The 15871-nt window shown below is 73.1% G+C and carries 14 protein-coding genes; 4 read left to right on the top strand and 10 right to left on the bottom strand.

Annotated elements, in window-relative coordinates; genetic code table 11:
* Nucleotides 1-165: 165 nt before the first annotated feature.
* The 3 genes from ACFYMP_RS00485 to ACFYMP_RS00475 all read left to right on the top strand — a co-directional run bounded on the left by ACFYMP_RS00485 (nt 166) and on the right by ACFYMP_RS00475 (nt 2455).
* Complete coding sequence (locus tag ACFYMP_RS00485) at nt 166-723, top strand: SigE family RNA polymerase sigma factor (RefSeq protein WP_388848116.1); 558 nt, start codon at nt 166-168, stop codon at nt 721-723.
* Nucleotides 720-1940: a WD40 repeat domain-containing protein gene (locus tag ACFYMP_RS00480; protein ID WP_388848113.1), complete on the top strand. Its 1221-nt coding sequence runs from the start codon at nt 720-722 to the stop codon at nt 1938-1940. The genes ACFYMP_RS00485 and ACFYMP_RS00480 overlap by 4 nt, the downstream gene beginning before the upstream one ends.
* 95 nt (nt 1941-2035) lie before the next feature.
* Nucleotides 2036-2455: a hypothetical protein gene (locus ACFYMP_RS00475; protein ID WP_388848110.1), complete on the top strand. Its 420-nt coding sequence runs from the start codon at nt 2036-2038 to the stop codon at nt 2453-2455.
* A gap of 53 nt (nt 2456-2508) precedes the next feature.
* On the opposite strand, the gene ACFYMP_RS00470 is transcribed toward ACFYMP_RS00475, so the two are convergent.
* Nucleotides 2509-4278: an endonuclease/exonuclease/phosphatase family protein gene (locus ACFYMP_RS00470; protein ID WP_388849492.1), complete on the bottom strand. Its 1770-nt coding sequence runs from the start codon at nt 4276-4278 to the stop codon at nt 2509-2511.
* A gap of 347 nt (nt 4279-4625) precedes the next feature.
* Between ACFYMP_RS00470 and ACFYMP_RS00465 the strand changes: the two genes are divergently transcribed.
* Nucleotides 4626-6107, top strand: a complete 1482-nt coding sequence (locus ACFYMP_RS00465) for a hypothetical protein (RefSeq protein WP_388848107.1) — start codon at nt 4626-4628, stop codon at nt 6105-6107.
* 281 nt (nt 6108-6388) lie between these two features.
* Here ACFYMP_RS00465 and ACFYMP_RS00460 read toward each other — a convergent pair whose 3' ends face one another.
* From ACFYMP_RS00460 to ACFYMP_RS00420, 9 genes are all read right to left on the bottom strand, one after another.
* On the bottom strand, nt 6389-7198 hold the full coding sequence (locus tag ACFYMP_RS00460) for an SDR family NAD(P)-dependent oxidoreductase (protein ID WP_388848104.1): 810 nt from the start codon (nt 7196-7198) through the stop codon (nt 6389-6391).
* A gap of 154 nt (nt 7199-7352) precedes the next feature.
* The gene (locus ACFYMP_RS00455; RefSeq protein WP_388849489.1) at nt 7353-8381 is read right to left on the bottom strand and encodes a LacI family DNA-binding transcriptional regulator; all 1029 of its coding nucleotides are present in this window, start codon (nt 8379-8381) and stop codon (nt 7353-7355) included.
* Nucleotides 8382-8538: 157 nt separating this feature from the next.
* Complete coding sequence (gene argJ / locus ACFYMP_RS00450) at nt 8539-9762, bottom strand: bifunctional glutamate N-acetyltransferase/amino-acid acetyltransferase ArgJ (RefSeq protein ID WP_388848101.1); 1224 nt, start codon at nt 9760-9762, stop codon at nt 8539-8541.
* A 142-nt stretch (nt 9763-9904) separates the two neighbouring features.
* Nucleotides 9905-10114 (bottom strand): CsbD family protein, encoded by a 210-nt coding sequence (locus ACFYMP_RS00445; RefSeq protein WP_388848098.1) that lies wholly within the window; start codon nt 10112-10114, stop codon nt 9905-9907.
* A gap of 97 nt (nt 10115-10211) precedes the next feature.
* Nucleotides 10212-11405, bottom strand: a complete 1194-nt coding sequence (locus tag ACFYMP_RS00440) for a TerD family protein (protein ID WP_388849486.1) — start codon at nt 11403-11405, stop codon at nt 10212-10214.
* Between the two features lie 131 nt (nt 11406-11536).
* Nucleotides 11537-12532, bottom strand: a complete 996-nt coding sequence (locus ACFYMP_RS00435) for a zinc-dependent alcohol dehydrogenase family protein (RefSeq protein WP_388848095.1) — start codon at nt 12530-12532, stop codon at nt 11537-11539.
* Nucleotides 12529-13446 (bottom strand): carbohydrate ABC transporter permease, encoded by a 918-nt coding sequence (locus ACFYMP_RS00430; RefSeq protein ID WP_388848092.1) that lies wholly within the window; start codon nt 13444-13446, stop codon nt 12529-12531. Before ACFYMP_RS00430 ends, ACFYMP_RS00435 begins: the two co-directional genes overlap by 4 nt.
* Nucleotides 13443-14402 carry a carbohydrate ABC transporter permease gene (locus ACFYMP_RS00425; RefSeq protein ID WP_388848089.1) on the bottom strand — a complete coding sequence of 320 codons (960 nt, stop codon included), beginning with the start codon at nt 14400-14402 and terminating at the stop codon, nt 13443-13445. The genes ACFYMP_RS00430 and ACFYMP_RS00425 overlap by 4 nt, the downstream gene beginning before the upstream one ends.
* A complete protein-coding gene (locus ACFYMP_RS00420) occupies nt 14399-15769 on the bottom strand; it encodes an ABC transporter substrate-binding protein (RefSeq protein WP_388848086.1) in 1371 nt (456 codons plus the stop codon). Before ACFYMP_RS00420 ends, ACFYMP_RS00425 begins: the two co-directional genes overlap by 4 nt.
* Nucleotides 15770-15871: the final 102 nt, after the last annotated feature.

Genomic DNA, 15871 nt, shown 5'->3' with positions numbered 1-15871 from the left:
GCCCGAGCCATCTCCGGCTCCGGCTCCGGAGACTTTCCCGCGGGGGACAGGCATAGCGGTGGGGGCGCACAGGCGTCATACAGGTCAGCGGCCCGGGAGAACGGCCGCGCGGGACCGGGCCCGGCGGGGGACGGACCTGAACTCTTGCCCGACAGAGGTGACGCCTTGGACGCCGACGACCAGACCGCTTTCAGAGAATTCGTCCAGAGCCGGTCCTCGGCCCTGTTGCGCACCGCCGTCCTGCTCAGCGGCGGCGACCGGCACGCCGCCGAGGACCTGCTCCAGAGCGCCCTGCTCAAGGCGGCGGGCCGCTGGCACCGGGTGGACGAGCCCGAGGCGTACGTACGCCAGATCCTCTACCGGCAGCAGATCAGCCGGTGGCGGCTCAAGAGCCGCGGGCGCGAACTGAGCGTCGCCGAACCGCCCGAACAGCCCGCCCGGCACGACGGCGGCACCGACACGACCGAGCTGCGGCTCGTGCTGCGCTCGGCGCTCGGCCGGCTCACCGCGCGCCAGCGCACCGCCCTCGTTCTGCGCTACTACGAGGACCTGCCGGAGGCACAGGTGGCCCGGCACCTCGGCTGCTCCGTCGGCACCGTACGCAGCACCACCCACCGGGCGCTCGCCCGGCTGCGGACCCTCGCCCCCGAACTCGCCGCGCTCGGACTGCCCGAGACGGCGCACAGCGATGCCGACCCGACCTTTGTGGAGGCCACCCGATGAACGTCGACCAGTTGCTGCGCGCCTCCCTGAAGGAGCAGGCCGCCGCGGTGGAACCCGCCTCCGCCGACCTCGCCGACCGGGTCCTGGCCGGTCACTCGCGGCGCCGCACCCGGCGGCTCGCCTCGGCCGCCGTCGCCGTCGTGGCCCTGACCGCCGCGGCGATCACCGTACCGGGAGCCGTGGACCGCGGTCCTGATCCGCAGTCCCCGGCCGACCGGTCCGTCGCGGCGCGCGATGTCACCGGGCACCCCGACCAGTCGCCGCCCCGCGAGCTGATCGCCGCGGGCGGCACGGCGGTCGCCGCGTGGTACACGACCGACTGGGTCGAGCGGCCGGACGGGGACCGCGTCCGGGCCCGCTCCTACCACCTCTACGATCCGGGCACCGGCCGCTACACCCCGGCCGACTGGTCGTACCTGTCGGTCGCCCCCGGACTGCGTACCGCCGCCGTCCTGGAGCGCGACCTGCCGGCCCGTCGTATCGGCCTGCTCGACCTGCGCACGGGCGAGGTCACGCGGTGGATCGCGGTGGACCGGCCGGTGGGTTCCGTCGAGTTCTCGCCGGACGGGAAGAAGCTCCTCGCGACGACGTACGGCAAGGACCCCGACCGCTACTACAAGGACAAGCCGATCAACATCAACGGAAAGGACGAACCCGGGCCCTACCCCTCACGCACCGGCTTCGGCATCCTGGACGTCGACTCCGGCGCGGCCTCCTGGCACACGGTGAAGGAGGAGAAGGACCTGCTCTTCTCGTCCGGCCGCTCCGACTTCCTCTGGACTCACGACGGCACGTGGGTGATCGGCCAGCTCGCGGACGGGAAGACGCGCTTCTTCGACCTCAAGGGCGAACCGGTGCCCCGGCCGCCGGGGGAAAAGGGCACGGAGCCGTACACCACCGGTCCCAGCCCCGACGGGAAGCGGGCGGGTGGGGACTTCGCCGGCAGGGGCAAGGAGATCTCCTCCTGGATCACCGACCCCAGGACGGGGAAGAAGCTCGGCACCGTTCCCGCCCAGCAACTCCTCGCCTGGGCCGACGGGGACCGCCTCATCGGCTGGAGTTGCGACCCGGCCGCCTGCGACGGCAAGAACGAGTTCCGCAACCGGCTCGTGCTGGTCGAGGCCGGGAAGAAGACCGTGACCCCGCTCAGTGGGTTCCGTCCGGCGTCCGCCGGCGGGCCGGGCCGCTGGGAACCGGTCTTCGCGGCCCGCCGCTGAGACCGGCGCCGGAGCCCGGGGCGCTCCGGCACGGCCGCCCCGCCGGTTGGGCCGTTCACGCGGCGCCACCGGCCCCGGTCGGGCAGCATGGCCCCATGAGCAGCCTCGCCGGAAACCTGATGTCCACGGTGCGCGCAGGGACGGCGGGCGACGGCCCTCCCGGTCCGGCGTACCGCTCGACGCAGTCCTTTCTCTCCCTCGCCTCCCGGCGGTCGATCCTCTCGATCGCGTCCAGCGACTCGGTGCTGTCGATCGGCTCGGTGGGATCGGTGCTCTCCGTGGGCTCGGTCGGCTCCGCGCTCAGCGCGTACTCGGTGGGCTCCGCGCTGTCCTTCGCCTCGATCGGCTCGGCGCAGTCCTCCCTGTCGATCGGCTCGTGGCGCAGCAGCCGTTCGGCGCTCTCCGCCTCCTCGTACCGCGGGTTCCTCGCGTACCGCTCCGTGCGGCGGGCCGGGGCCGTGGGCGGCTGCGCGCTGCTGCTCGGGGCGGCCGGTCTGCTGCTGCGCCGCCGATAGCGAAGGGCGCGGGGGGCGGCCACCTCGGCCGCCCCCGCGCGCCTCTCACCGGCTCACGGCTGGAAGCGGACCACCTGCGGGTCGTGGTCGCTGTTCTGCTCGGCGAACTCGGCGTTGATGTGGACGCTGTCGTAGTCGAAGGAGGCGATGCCCCGGCTCAGCAGGATCTGGTCGAGGACCTGGCTGTTGCCCTGGTAGACGTACGTGTAGCGCTCCGCCGCGGGCAGTTGGGCGATGCCGGAGCGCAGTACCCCGCCCTGGGTGAGCAGCTTCGCGGTGCCGGAGAACTCGAAGTCGTTGAGGTCGCCGAGCACCACCACGCGGGCCTTCCTGTCCAGCGCCGTGAGCTGCTTGACGAAGGCGTTCACCGCGCCGGCCTGGGCGTGGCGCTGCTCCTCCGAGGAGCGCGCCGGCGGCTGCTGCGCGGCGGTCAGCGGCTGGTCCCCGCCCTTGGAGTTGAAGTGGTTGGCGACCACGAACACCGGCTTGCCCCGGAAGGTGAACTCCCCGGCCAGCGGCTTGCGGCTGTTGTCCCAGGCCGGGTTGGCCGGGTCGACACGGCCGGGGGAGGCGGAGAGCGCCGGGGCGCCGCCCCGCTCCACGACGGCCGTCGCGGTGCTCGCGTCGCCGCCCGCGCGGTCGGTGAACGAGACGCGCTGCGGGTTGTAGAGGAAGACCTGGCGGATGTTGCCGCCGGGCTCGCCGCCGTCCTTGTCGTTCTCCGGGTCGATGCCGCGCCAGGCGTAGCGAGGACCGCCCGCCGCCACGATCGCGTCCGTGAACTTCCGCAGGGTCTGCTCGGCGGAGACGGTGCCGTCGTCGGTCGCGCCGTTGTCGTCCTGGACCTCCTCGATCGACACGATGTCGGGGGAGGAGAGGTGGGTGACGACACCCTGCGCGAGCGCGTCGAACTTCGCCTGCGGGTCGCCGGGGTCGAGGTTCTCCACGTTGTAGGTGGCGACGGCCAGTTCGCCGTCCTTCTGCCGGCGCGTCGTCTCCCGCTTCAGCCCGCCGTCCCTGACCGTGCCGACGGTGGTGGCCGCGATCGTGTAACCGCCGTACTGGTTGAAGTCGAGGGGGCCCTCGGTGATCCCCTGGAGCCGGTCGCCGACGTTCGCCACCGGGAAGGGCTGCTGCGCGACGGGAGCGAGCTGCTGGACCTGGAGACGGCCCGCGTTCTGCGCCGCGTACGCGCCGTACAGCGTGCCGCCGCGCCGGGTCGGGTTCTCCTCGGGCTTCACGGTGACCCACAGTTCGGCGTACGGATCGGTCGCGCCGACCACCCGCGAGGTGCCGATGCGGACGTTCATGCCCTCCAGCGACTCGTAGTAGTCCGTCGCGTACGTCGACGGGCGCAGCTTGAGCCAGTTGACGCTGCCGCCCGCGTCCGCCTTCCCCTTCGGGGTGTACGCCGCCGGGACCGAGTCCCCGGTGATCCGCACCGGGGCGGGCACCTTGTCGCCGGAGGACACGACGGTGACGGTGGGCTTCTCGATCTCCGTCACGGACTGGTTGCCGGAGGCGGCGCCGCCCGGCACGTACTCGACGACGTTCCCGTCCACGCGGACCGCGTCCCCCACGGCCACCTTCGGTACCGAGGACGTGAAGACGTAGATCCCCTCGCTCGTCGCGGGGTTGTCGTCCGGGGCGGTCTCCTGAAGCCAGAAACCGCGCGAACCCGAGGTACGCACCCCGGTCACGACGCCCGTCACACCGGTGACCCGCTCGCCCGCGTACGGGGAGGTGCGGGTGTCGCCCTGGATCGTGTGGATGCTGGGGCCCTGCGCTTCCGCGGCCGAGGAGACGGGGGCGGCCAGCAGCATGCCGCCGGCGAGGGCGGTGGCCACGGCGGTGGCGAGCACCACCGGGCGCCGCCGTGCGCCACCGGGGCGGACGCCGGGAGTGGGGAGGAGGGACGGACCGGTCATGAGATCGACTCCAGGGTCTTGGACGTGAAGGATCCGGGGGTGCTTCGGCGCGGCGGTGCGCGGAGTTGGGGGAGGCCGGCGGAACCGCGGGTTCTACGCGCGTCAATCTCTTGCCTGGGCACGGTGGTTGTCAAGGAATCGCCGGTGTACGGAAGGCGAAGGGTCCCCGAACCGGGCGGCATGCGCGCAAACCCGTCTAGGCTGAGTCGCGCAGCCCCGCACAGCCCGAGGAGACCCGTCAGATGTCCGCACTCCCCCCCACTCTGCCGCCCGCGCCCCTGCACCCGGAGGCCGAACTCGCGCGGGCCGCGCTCAGCGCGCCGGTCCTCGCCCGCGCGGTGCGGCTGGCCCGCTGGGCGGGGCCGCACGTCCGGGTCGGGGCGGGCGGCGAACTCGTGGACGAGCAGCTTCCCGAGGCCGCGAAGGAACTCGACCTGAGCGGGGAGGACGCGGCGGCCGACGCGAGCGAGGCGTGGCGGGTCGCCGTCGACACCGGTCTCGTCGAGGTCACCGACCCGCCCGAGGAGGCGGTCGGGGAGGCCGAGGACGAGGAGGACGGCCCCTACGGCTCGGCCGCTCCGGGGGCGGAACTCGCGACGGTCACCTCGGGTGGGCCGCAGGACGTGCTCACGCTGTGGCTCGGCGCGCTCGACACGATCGTCTCCGACGCCTCCGTCCCCGACCTGGACGACCTGGAGGAGCTGACCGAGGCGCTGGAGGGCGGCGGCACCGTCGACTTCGATGCGCTCGGCTGGGACCCCGAGGGCGAGTCCGAGTTCCTCGACGAGGCGCTGATCACGCTCTACCTGCTGACGGTGTCCGAGGGCGGTGCGGCCGGGACGCCCCTGCCGCTGCCCGCGCTCGCCGCCTCGATGATCGTGCCCGACGACATGGGCGAGCCGACCGACGACATCCTGGAGCAGGTCTCCGAGACGATGATGCGGCTCGACGTCAAGTTCCGGATTCTGGAGCCCGTCGGCCTCGTGGCCTACGAACCGCTGGACGAGGCACTGCTGGTCGAGGCCGACCCCGCCGAACCCGTCGAGCCCGAGGAGGAGGACGTCTCGCGCTACGGCCTGGTCCGGCTCACCCCGCTCGGCCTGTACGGGATGCGCACCCGGCTGCTGGAGAACGGGGTGGACGCCCCCGCTGTCGGCGATCTCGCCGAGAAGGACGCCGCCACTCTGCTCACCGCCACGGCCCGCTACCCGCAGGAGGCCGTACGCGCCGAACTGGAGCAGTGGCTCGCGGGCCGCGCCGCCGGGGCCGCCGCGCACGAGCTGCTGGCCGCCGCGCGGGGCGGCGACGCGGACGGGCCGCTGCGCCGGCTGCGCGCCCAGGAGGCCCTGCAACTCGTGGGCGCCGAGGCGGAGTCCGAGGTCCGCGCGGTCCTCGACAACCCGGAGCTCGGCGGCCTCGCCCGGGTCTGGCTCAGCGAGCGCGGGGCGTCCGAGGTGCCGCCGCCCGCGGAGGACATGGTCTTCTGGCTCACCGTGGACACGGTCGCCGCCCAGCTCGCGGTGGAGGGCAACTCGGAGGAACTCCAGGCGCTCGTGGAGGGGCTGGCCGCCCAGCACAGCGGTTTCTTCGACGCCGCCTGGCGGGTCGAGCACCCCGCGACCGCCGACGTCCTGGAGGCGATGGGGCGGCTGCACCCCGACAAGAAGGTCGCCAAGGAGGCCCGCAAGGCCGCCTTCAAGGCGCGCTCCCAGCAGCAGGGCTGAGCGCCCGGCCCCGGGAGGGCGGGTGCGGGTGCCGGGCCGGAGGCGCACCGCGCGGGTACGCCCTTCGCGGGTCCCGGAGCCCGACGACGACATCCCGCTCGCCCAGTGGTCCGGCCCCGCCCTCACCACCGTGGGCCGGCCGCTGGAGCGGACGGCCGAGGAGGCGGCCCGCACGCTGCCGAGGCCGCGCCGCTCCGCACAGGGCGCGGCACGCACCGGCCGGGGACACGGCTCGTCGGCCGGGGCGGCACCGCGCCGGCCGAGGCGCCCGACCCCGCCTCTCAGGTACGCAGGTACGACGCCCCGTTGAGGTCGAGAACCGTCCCCGAGGCCCATTCGGCGGCCGGGGAGGCCAGCCACAGGACCGCCTCGGCGATCTCCTCCGGACCCGCCACCCGGCCGAAGGGGCTCTGGGCGCGGATCGCCTCGCCCTGCGCCCCGGACAGCCGGCCCGCGACCCGTTCGGTCGCGAAGAAGCCGGGGGCGACCGAGGCGACCGCGATCCCGCGCGGGGCGAGCGCCACCGCGAGGGACTGGCCGAGCGCGTGCACCGCGGCCTTCGTCGCCCCGTACGCCGGGTGGTCCGGCTCGCCCCGGAAGGCGCCGCGCGAACCGATGTTGACGATGCGCCCGCCGTGTCCCGAGCGGGCCATGACGGCGGCCGCCCGGTGCGACAGGTACGCCGTGCCGAGCAGGTTCACCGACACGTGCGCCTGCCAGGCCGCGACCCAGTCCTCGTACGGGGTGGACAGCGGCGGATGCGGCGTGTTGACGGCGGCGTTGTTGACCAGCACGTCGATCCCGCCGAGCCCCGCGGCGGCCGCCTCGGCCACGGCCGCCGCGCTCCCGGGGTCCGACAGGTCGCCGCCCGCCAGCACGTGCCCGGCGCCCGGCAGCGCGGCCAGGGTCTCGCGCGCGCGGGCCTCCCGGGAGCCGTAGTGCACGGCGACCCGGTCGCCCTGCCCGGCGAAGGCCAGGGCCAGCGCACGGCCCAGGCCCCGGGCCGCCCCGGTCACCAGGACCCGCCGGCCCGAGGCGGGGAAGGGGGCGCGGTCAGCGGGCCCCGCCGGTCCGCTCGTCGCTACGGTCACGGGGGCTCCTTCGGTGGTACGGGCGCGGGGGTCCGGCCGCGCGGGCCGGGCGCCACCACCGTATCCACGGCCCGCCGGGGAGGACGGGCCCCGGTCGCGAGCGTCACCTCGCCGGCCCCGTCACCGCGCCGGGCCGGGGAGCGCCGCCCGGGGCTCAGCCCGCGCGCCCCGGGCGCAAGGAGGAGTGGCGCACGACCAGTTCGGGCTGGAGCACCACCTGACGGTGTTCGTGCGTGCCCGGCGGCGCCGCGGCCTCGTCGAGCAGCATCCGTGCGGCGAGCGCGCCCATGTGCGCGGCGGGCTGCCGCACCGAGGTCAGCGGGACGGCCGCGGCCGCCGCGAACTCGATGTCGTCGTACCCGACCAGGGCCATGTCCTCCGGCACCCGCACCCCGGCCGCGAACAGCGACTGCAGGACGCCCAGCGCGAGCAGGTCGTTCGCGCAGAACACGGCGGTCGGCCTGCGGGCGAGGCCCAGCAGACGCGCCCCTGCGTCCCGGCCCGCGCTCACGTCCAGCCGCTCCACCGGCAGTTCCTGGAGCGCGCCGGCCGGCAGTCCCGCCTCGGCGAGCGCGCGCAGGGCGCCCGTACGCCGGTCGCGCACCTGCCGGAGGCCCGGCGGCCCGCTGACGTAGGCGATCGAACGGTGACCGCCGCCCACGAGGTGCCGTACCGCGAGGGCCGCGCCCACCACGTCGTCCACCGAGACCGAGCAGTCCGCGGCGCCCTGCGCGCCCCGGTCGACCAGCACGAACGGGATGCCGTGGCGGCGGAAGGCGTCGATCGTGGCGCGGGTGGAGTCGGCGGGGGAGACCAGGACGCCGTGCACCCGCTGCTCCGCGAAGAGCGACAGGTACTCCGCCTCCTCGGCCGGGTCCTGGGCGCTGTTGCAGACCATCACGCCGAGCCCGGCCGCGCGCGCCTCGCGCTCCGCGCCGCTCGCGAGGTCCACGAAGAAGGGGTTGCGCAGGTCGAGGACGAGCAGGCCGACGATCCTGGACCGTCCCGCCCGCAGCTGCCTGGCGCTCTCGCTGCGGACGTAGCCGAGCCGGTCGATCACCGCCCGCACCCTGACCCGGGTGTCCTCGGACACCGTGTCGGGACGGTTGAGCACGTTGGACACCGTGCCGAGGGACACGCCCGCCTGGCGGGCCACGTCCTTGATGCCGACCCGCCGCTCCATGCCGCCCGTCCCGTCCTCCGGTGCCACCTGTGCAGAGTACGCGGCCCGCGAGAGGCCCGGCGGCGGGCGTTTCGCGGCCCCCTGGCCCACCCGTCGGGGAACCCGGAGCGCGGAGCGTGGTCCCCCGGCCCGGCCCCGGCGGGAGCGCGGCCGCGCCTCAGCTCGTGTAGGCGCTGTTCACGTGGACGTACCGCGCGGAGAGGTCGCAACCGTAGACCGTGGCCCGCGCCTCCCCGGCGCCGAGCACCACGCCGATCCGCGTCTCGGGGCCGGTCATCGCCGAGCGCAGCCGCTCCCGCGTCCCGGGGTCCGGTTCGCGCGGGTACACCTCGACGTCCCCGAAGCGCACCGTGACCCGGCCGGGGTCCACGCCGGTCTCCTCCGGGTTCTTGCCGAGGGCCATCAGGACCCGGCCCCAGTTCGGGTCGGCGCCGTGGACGGCCGTCTTGACCAGAGGGGAGTTGAGGACGCCCTTTGCGACCCTGCGCGCCTGAGCCCGGTCGGCCGCGCCCTCCACGGTGACGGTCAGCAGCCTGGTCGCCCCCTCGCCGTCGCTCGCGAGCTGCCGGGTCAGATCCAGGCAGAGGTCCGCTAGCGCGGCGCCGAATTCCCCGGGGTCCACAGGGCCGGCCGCCCCGCTCGCGAGCACCGCCACGGTGTCCGAGGTAGAGGTGTCCCCGTCGACGCTCAGACAGTGGAAACTCCCGTCCACCGCCACGCGCAGGGCCGTGTCGAGTTCCGCCGCACCCAGCTCGGCGTCGGTGAAGACGTAGGCGAGCATCGTGGCCATGTTCGGCTCCAGCATGCCGACGCCCTTGGCGACGCCCACGAGGCGGGCACCGCCCACCCGGCGGTACGCGGTCTTGGGGCGCGTGTCGGTCGTCATCATGGCCCGCGCCACCTCGGCCGGGGAGGCGCCGAAGGGGTCGCCGCCCCCTTGCCCCGTCCGGTCGAAGTGGGCGCGCACCTCCGCCATGGGCAGCGGACGGCCGATCACCCCGGTCGCGCCGAGCAGTACCTCGCCGGGTGCGACCCCGGCCAGCCCGGCCGCCCGGCGCACCACCTCGGCGGCGTTCGCCTCCCCCGCCGCCCCGGTCGCCACGTTGGCGTTCTGCGCGACGGTGACCACCGCCCGCAACGCACCCCCCGCGGCGTGCGCCCGGCTCAGCCGGACCGCGGGACCGGCGAACAGGCTGCGGGTGAACATCGCGGCACTCGTGGCGGGTCGCCGGCACACGACGAGGGAGATGTCCTCCCCGCCTCCGGCGCGCAGCCCGGCGTGCCCGGTGTGAGCGACGAATCCGAGGGGCCAGTCGCCGGAGGCGTGGGCGTCCCGCGCGAAGGGGTGTCGCTCCGGGCCGGATGATTGAGTATGTGTCATGCGGAATTTCTATGCACTGACGAGGGGAGGGGCAAGTGAATTACGGGCCCTGACGGGTTTCCCGCCCCGCGTGTGACGAAGGGAGGGGAATCGGCGCCGGACCGGTTCCCCTCCCTTGGTCCCGTTCGCTGGACCGCTCGGGTCAGCGGTCGCCGGGGCCGTTCTCGCGCTTGCTCTGCAGGGAGTCCTTCATCCCCTTGGCGCGGTCGCTCAGTTCGTCGCCGGCGTCCTTGGCGCGACCCTTGGTCTGGTCGGTCTTGCCCTCGGTCTCCTTGCGCCGGTCGCCGGTGACCTTCCCGACCGCCTCCTTGGCCTTGCCCTTGAGCTTGTCCATGGAGCTTTCGTCGCTCATGGTCTCCTCCTGCGGTAAGGGAGCACGCACGTACACGCCCGACTCTAGGAGGAGTGAGGGGAAATGTCCTGTTGAGGGCCGGTTCGCGCCTGCCGCCCTACAGCAGCTTCGCCGCCGGCTTGACCATGCCGCGCACGGTGCGGGACTTCACGAACTCGCCCATCGCCGTCATGTCCCACTCGCCGGAGAACTGACGGACCAGCTTGGCCATCATCACGCCGGTCTGCGCCTCGGCGCTGGTGAGGTCGAAGCGGACCAGCTCCTCGTCGGTCGTCGCGTCGACCAGCCGGCAGTACGCCTTCGCGACCTCGGTGAACTTCTGGCCGGTGAACGAGTTCACCGTGAAGACCAGCCCGGTCACCTCCGGGGGGATGCGGCCGAGGTCGACCACGATCACCTCGTCGTCGCCCCCGCCCTCCCCGGTGAGGTTGTCGCCGGAGTGCTTGATCGCGCCGTTGAGGATCGCGAGCTTGCCGAAGTAGCAGCTGTCGACGTGGTTGCGCTGCGGGCCGTACGCGATGACGGAGGCGTCCAGGTCGATGTCCTTGCCCCGGTAGGCGGGCTCCCAGCCCAGGCCCATCTTGACCCGGGCCAGGAGCGGGGCGCCGCCCTTGACCAGGGACACCGTCTGGTTCTTCTGGAGGCTGACCCGGCCCTTGTCGAGGTTGATCTTCCCGGCGCCCAGCGGCGGGGCGGCCGGGGGCGCGGGCGGGGCCGGGGGCGTCTGGACCGGCGGGGCCACCGGCGCCTGCGTCGTCGGCACCGTGGGTGTGGGCGCGGGGGCCGGGGCGGCGGCCGGTTCCTCGACCGAGACGCCGAAGTCGGTGGCGATACCGGCCAGGCCGTTCGCGTACCCCTGGCCGACCGCGCGGGCCTTCCACGCGCCGTTCCTGCGGTAGATCTCGACGATGACCAGCGCCGTCTCGGCCCCGAGCCGCGGCGGGGTGAAGCTCGCGAGGGCCGCGCCGCTCGCCGCGTCCCGCACGGTCGCGGTGGGCTCGATGCCCTGGAAGGACTGGCCCGCCGCGTCGGGGCTCGCGGTCACGACGATCTTCTCGATGTCCGCGGGGACGGCACCGGTGTCCACGGTGATCGCGTCCGGCGCGCTGCCACCGCCCGAGGCGTAGGTCACCCCGGGCCCGGAGGGCTGGTTGTAGAAGATGAAGTCGTCGTCCGAGCGGACTTTTCCGTCGGCGGTGAGCAGCAGGCCCGAGACGTCGAGCCGCACGGGAGCGGTCACGTCGACCGTCACGCGCGTGGCGCTGAGAGGGATGTTCGAGCCGGGGGTCATTGCGGTCATGCCCCACGTAACGAACGGGGTCACTTTGCCGTTCCCTTACCTGCGGGAATTTCGGCCGGGAGAGTGGCGCGGAGCGCTCCCGGGCCCGCCCCGCCGCCACCCGGTCCCGGACCGCCGCCGCCTCAGTTCCCGGGCGTCACCACGATCTTGCGCCCCGCACCGGCCGCGAAACGCTCCAGGGCCTGCGGGTAGGAGGCCAGCGGCATACGGTCGCTGATGAAGACGTCCGGGTCGAGGACGCCCGTCGCGAACAGCTCCGCCGCCCGCTCGTAGCTGTGCAGGACCGCCATCGAGCCGGTGATGGTGATCTCCTGGTTGTAGATGCGGTACGGCTCGATCGTGGCCGTCGTCGCGTAGTCGGCCACGCCGAACTGGAGGAAGGTCCCGGCCTTCGCGACCCGGCCCAGACCGTCCTGGATGGCCGCCGCGTTGCCGGTCGCGTCCACCACGACGTCCCAGCCCCCCGGGCGGTCCAGCGCGTCCGCGCCGGTGGCGGTCGCCGTGCAGCCCAGCAGCGAGGCCGTCCTCAGCCGCTCCTCGTTGAGGTCCACCACCTCGACCGAGACCGCCCCGGTCCGCTTGGCCAGCTCCAGCATCATCAGGCCCATCGTGCCCGAGCCGTAGATCAGCACCCGCGCGCCGAGCCGGGCGTTCAGCACGTCGTAGCCGCGCACCGCGCAGGACAGCGGCTCGACGAGGGCCGCGTCCTCGGTGCGCACGTGCTCCGGGAGCCTCACGCAGTTGGCGACCGGCGCCACCGCGTACTGCGCGGCGCCGCCCGCCGTCGTCACCCCGATCGCCGCCCACCGCTCGCACAGGTTGTTGTGCCCGGTGCGGCAGTAGCGGCACTCGTAGCAGTACAGGGAGGGATCGACGGCGACCCGGTCGCCCTCGGCCAGTTCGCTCACTTCGGAGCCGAGCGCGACCACCGTGCCGGCGAACTCGTGGCCCGGGACGATCGGCAGGCTCGGCGCGAACTCGCCCCGCAGAATGTGCAGATCGGTGCCGCACAGGCCGCAGGCGGCGACCTCCACGACGACCTGGCGCGGTCCGGGCGTGGGGTCGGGCACCTCGGTGACGACGGCTTTTCCCACGGACTCGATGACGGCTGCCTTCACTTGACGGCTCCCAACGACAGGCCCTGGACCAGTTTGTCCTGGGCGGCGAACCCCGCGGCGAGCACCGGCAGGGAGATCACGAGGGACGCGGCGCACACCTTCGCCAGGAACAGGCCCTGACTCGTGATGAAGCCGGTCAGGAACACGGGCGCGGTCTGCGCGACGACCCCGGTCAGCACCCGTGCGAACAACAGCTCGTTCCAGCTGAAGATGAAGCAGATCAGGGAGGTCGCGGCGATCCCCGGCAGCGCGACCGGGGCGACCACCCGGGTCAGGACGGTCGGCAGCCGCGCCCCGTCGATCTGCGCGGCCTCGATGAGGGCGACCGGGACCTCCGCGAGGAAGGACTGCATCATCCACACCGCGATCGGCAGGTTCATCGAGGTGTACAGCAGGATCAGCAGCCAGATGTTGTCGAGCATCCCGGTGTTCTTCGCGAACAGGTAGATCGGCAGCAGCCCCGCGACGACCGGCAGCATCTTCGTGGACAGGAAGAAGAACAGCACGTCCGTCCACTTGCGCACCGGCCGGATCGACAGCGCGTACGCGGCCGGCAGCGCGAGCACCAGGACCAGCAGGGTCGAACCGACCGAGGCCACCACCGAGTTGATCAGGGCGGGCCACGGACTCGCACCGCCCCCGGCGCCGAAGAAGTCGCGGTAGCCGTCCAGCGTCAGGGGGGCCGCGACCGAGGGCGGGTTGGTCGCCGCGTCCGGCTCCGAGTGGAAGGAGGTCAGCACCATCCAGGCGATCGGCAGGAAGAACACGATCCCGGCGAGCCAGGCGACCAGCCCCAGCCAGGAACCGGAGCGGCGCCGCGCTCCACCAAAACGCGCCGTCCTCGTACGGGACGCCGGTACGTCGAGGGCGGCGGACCCGGCCGCGCGCGCTGCCTGCGGGGTGGCTGTGCTCATGACCGCCCCACCTCCTCACGGAACAGGGACGAGACGACCCGCAGGGCGAAGGTCGCGATGATCAGGGAACCGATGACGACGAGTACGCCGGCCGCCGAGGCCAGCCCGTTCTCGTGCGCCTGGTAGAAGCTCTGGTACACGGTGTACGGCAGGTTGGCGGTGCCCAGGCCGCCCGAGGTGATGGTGAACACCGCGTCGAAGTTCTGCACGATGTAGATCGAGCCGAGCAGCGCGCCCAGTTCCAGGTAGCGGCGCAGATGCGGCAGCGTCAGGTGGCGGAAGATCTGCCACCCGCCGGCCCCGTCCACCCGGGCGGCCTCGATCTGCTCCGGCGAACGGCTCTGGAGGCCGGCCAGCAGGATGAGCATCATGAACGGCGTCCACTGCCACACGAGGGAGGCCTCGACCGCGAGCAGCGGCGTGTTCGACACCCAGTCGGGCTGTGCGGCGCCGTCCCCGCCCACCCAGTGCAGCACCCCGTTGAACAGGCCGTACTCCGGGTTGTACAGGACGTGCTTCCACAGCAGCGCGGCGGCCACCGGGACCACCAGGAACGGGGCGATGAGCAGCGTGCGCACGACACCGCGGCCCCGAAACCTCCGGTCGAGCAGCAGAGCGAGCAGCAGTCCGAGGACGAGACTCGCGAGGACGACCGTCACGGTCAGCACGATCGTGGTGAGCACCGACTTGCGCAGGTCGGGATCGCTCAGCACGTCGCCGTAGTTGCTGAACCAGGCGAAGGACCGGGCGTCCGGGTAGAGCGCGTTCCAGTCGAACAGGGAGATCACGACCGTGGCCACGAAGGGCAGCTGGGTCACGACGATCATGAAGACGAGCGCGGGCAGGAGCGGGGCCCGGGTGGCCCACGCCTTCAGCCGTCCGGACGCCGCGGCCGGGCGTACCGCGGGGGCGGGGCCGGGTGCGGCCGGGGTGGGGGTGCTGGTCGTGGTGCTCATCGTCCCTCGTACTCCTTTGCCACCTCGTCGGCGAGTTTCTGGGACGTGTCGAGCGCCGCGTCCACGGACTGGCGGCCCGCGATCGCGGCGCTGATCTCCTGGGAGACCTTCGTGCCCAGGTCGGTGAACTCGGGGATGCCCACGAACTGGATGCCGGGCGCGGGCCTCGGCTGCACCCCCGGGTCGCGGGGTTTCGCGTCCTCGATCGCGGCGCGGGTCACGTCCTGGAAGGCGGCGGCCTCCTCGCGGTACTCGGGCCGCTCGTAGGTCGAGGCGCGTTTGCCGGCCGGTACGTCGGCCCAGCCGACCCGCTCGCCGACCAGTTCCTCGTACTCCTTGCTCGCCGCCCAGGAGATGAACCGCCAGCCCTTGTCCGCGTTGCGCGAGGCCTTCTGGAGTCCGAAGGCCCAGGTGTAGAGCCAGCCCGAGCTCTTCGTCCTCTCGACGGGCGCGGGCACGTAGCCGATCTTGCCCTTGACCGGGGACTTCGCCGCCTCCAGCGAACCCGCCCCGGAGGTCGCGTCGTACCACATCGCCGTCTTGCCCTGTGTCAGGTTGTTGAGGCACTCGGCGAAGCCGGACTGGGCCGCGCCCGACTCGCCGTGCTCGCGCACCAGATCGACGTAGAACTTCGTGGCCTCCTTGAACTCCGGGGAGTCGAGGTGGGCCGTCCAGTCCCTGTCGAACCAAGTGCCGCCGAAGGTGTTGACGACGGTGGTGAGCGGCGCGGCGAGTTCGCCCCAGCCGGGCAGGCCGCGCAGGCAGATGCCCTTCATGCCGGGGGTCGCGCCGTCCACCTTCGCGGCCAGAGCGGCGACCTGCCGCCAGGTGGGACGCGCGGGCATGCTCAGCCCGGCCTTCTCGAACACGTCCTTGCGGTACATGAGCATCGAGGACTCGCCGTAGAAGGGCTCCCCGTAGAGCTTGCCGTCCTCGCCGGTCAGCGACTCGCGCATGGGCGCGAGGATGTCCTTCTGGTCGAACTTCGCGTCCTTGGCCACATAGCCGTCCAGATCGTGCAGCCAGCCGTTCTTCGCGTAGATGGGGATCTCGTAGTTGGACAGCGTCGCGACGTCGTACTGACCGGCCTGGTTGGCGAAGTCCTGGCTGATCTTGTCGCGGACGTCGTTCTCCGGCAGCACGGTGAAGTTCACCTTGATGCCGGTCTCCTTCGTGAAGTGCTTGGCCGTGAGCTTCTGCAACTCCACCATCTGCGGGTTGTTGACCATCAGGACGTTGAGGGAGTCGCCGCCGGAACCCGCCCCGCCCGCGCCCGTCCAGCAACCGGACAGCAGGGGGACGAGCAGGGTCCCGGCGGCGACCGCGATCAGTGGGGTGCGCGGCCTCTTTCGGCTCCGGTTGCGCATGGTTGCTCCTGGTCGGCTCGGTGAGGGGACGTGCTTCGTACGCCGGTCGGCGGAAGAGGTGCTTGCCGCGACCGGGGTGGACGGGCGGCTCGTGCGCCGGCG

Source organism: Streptomyces sp. NPDC007088 (genome assembly GCF_042869355.1).
Taxonomy (GTDB): domain Bacteria; phylum Actinomycetota; class Actinomycetes; order Streptomycetales; family Streptomycetaceae; genus Streptomyces.
This window is presented reverse-complemented; position numbering and strand designations above follow the sequence as displayed.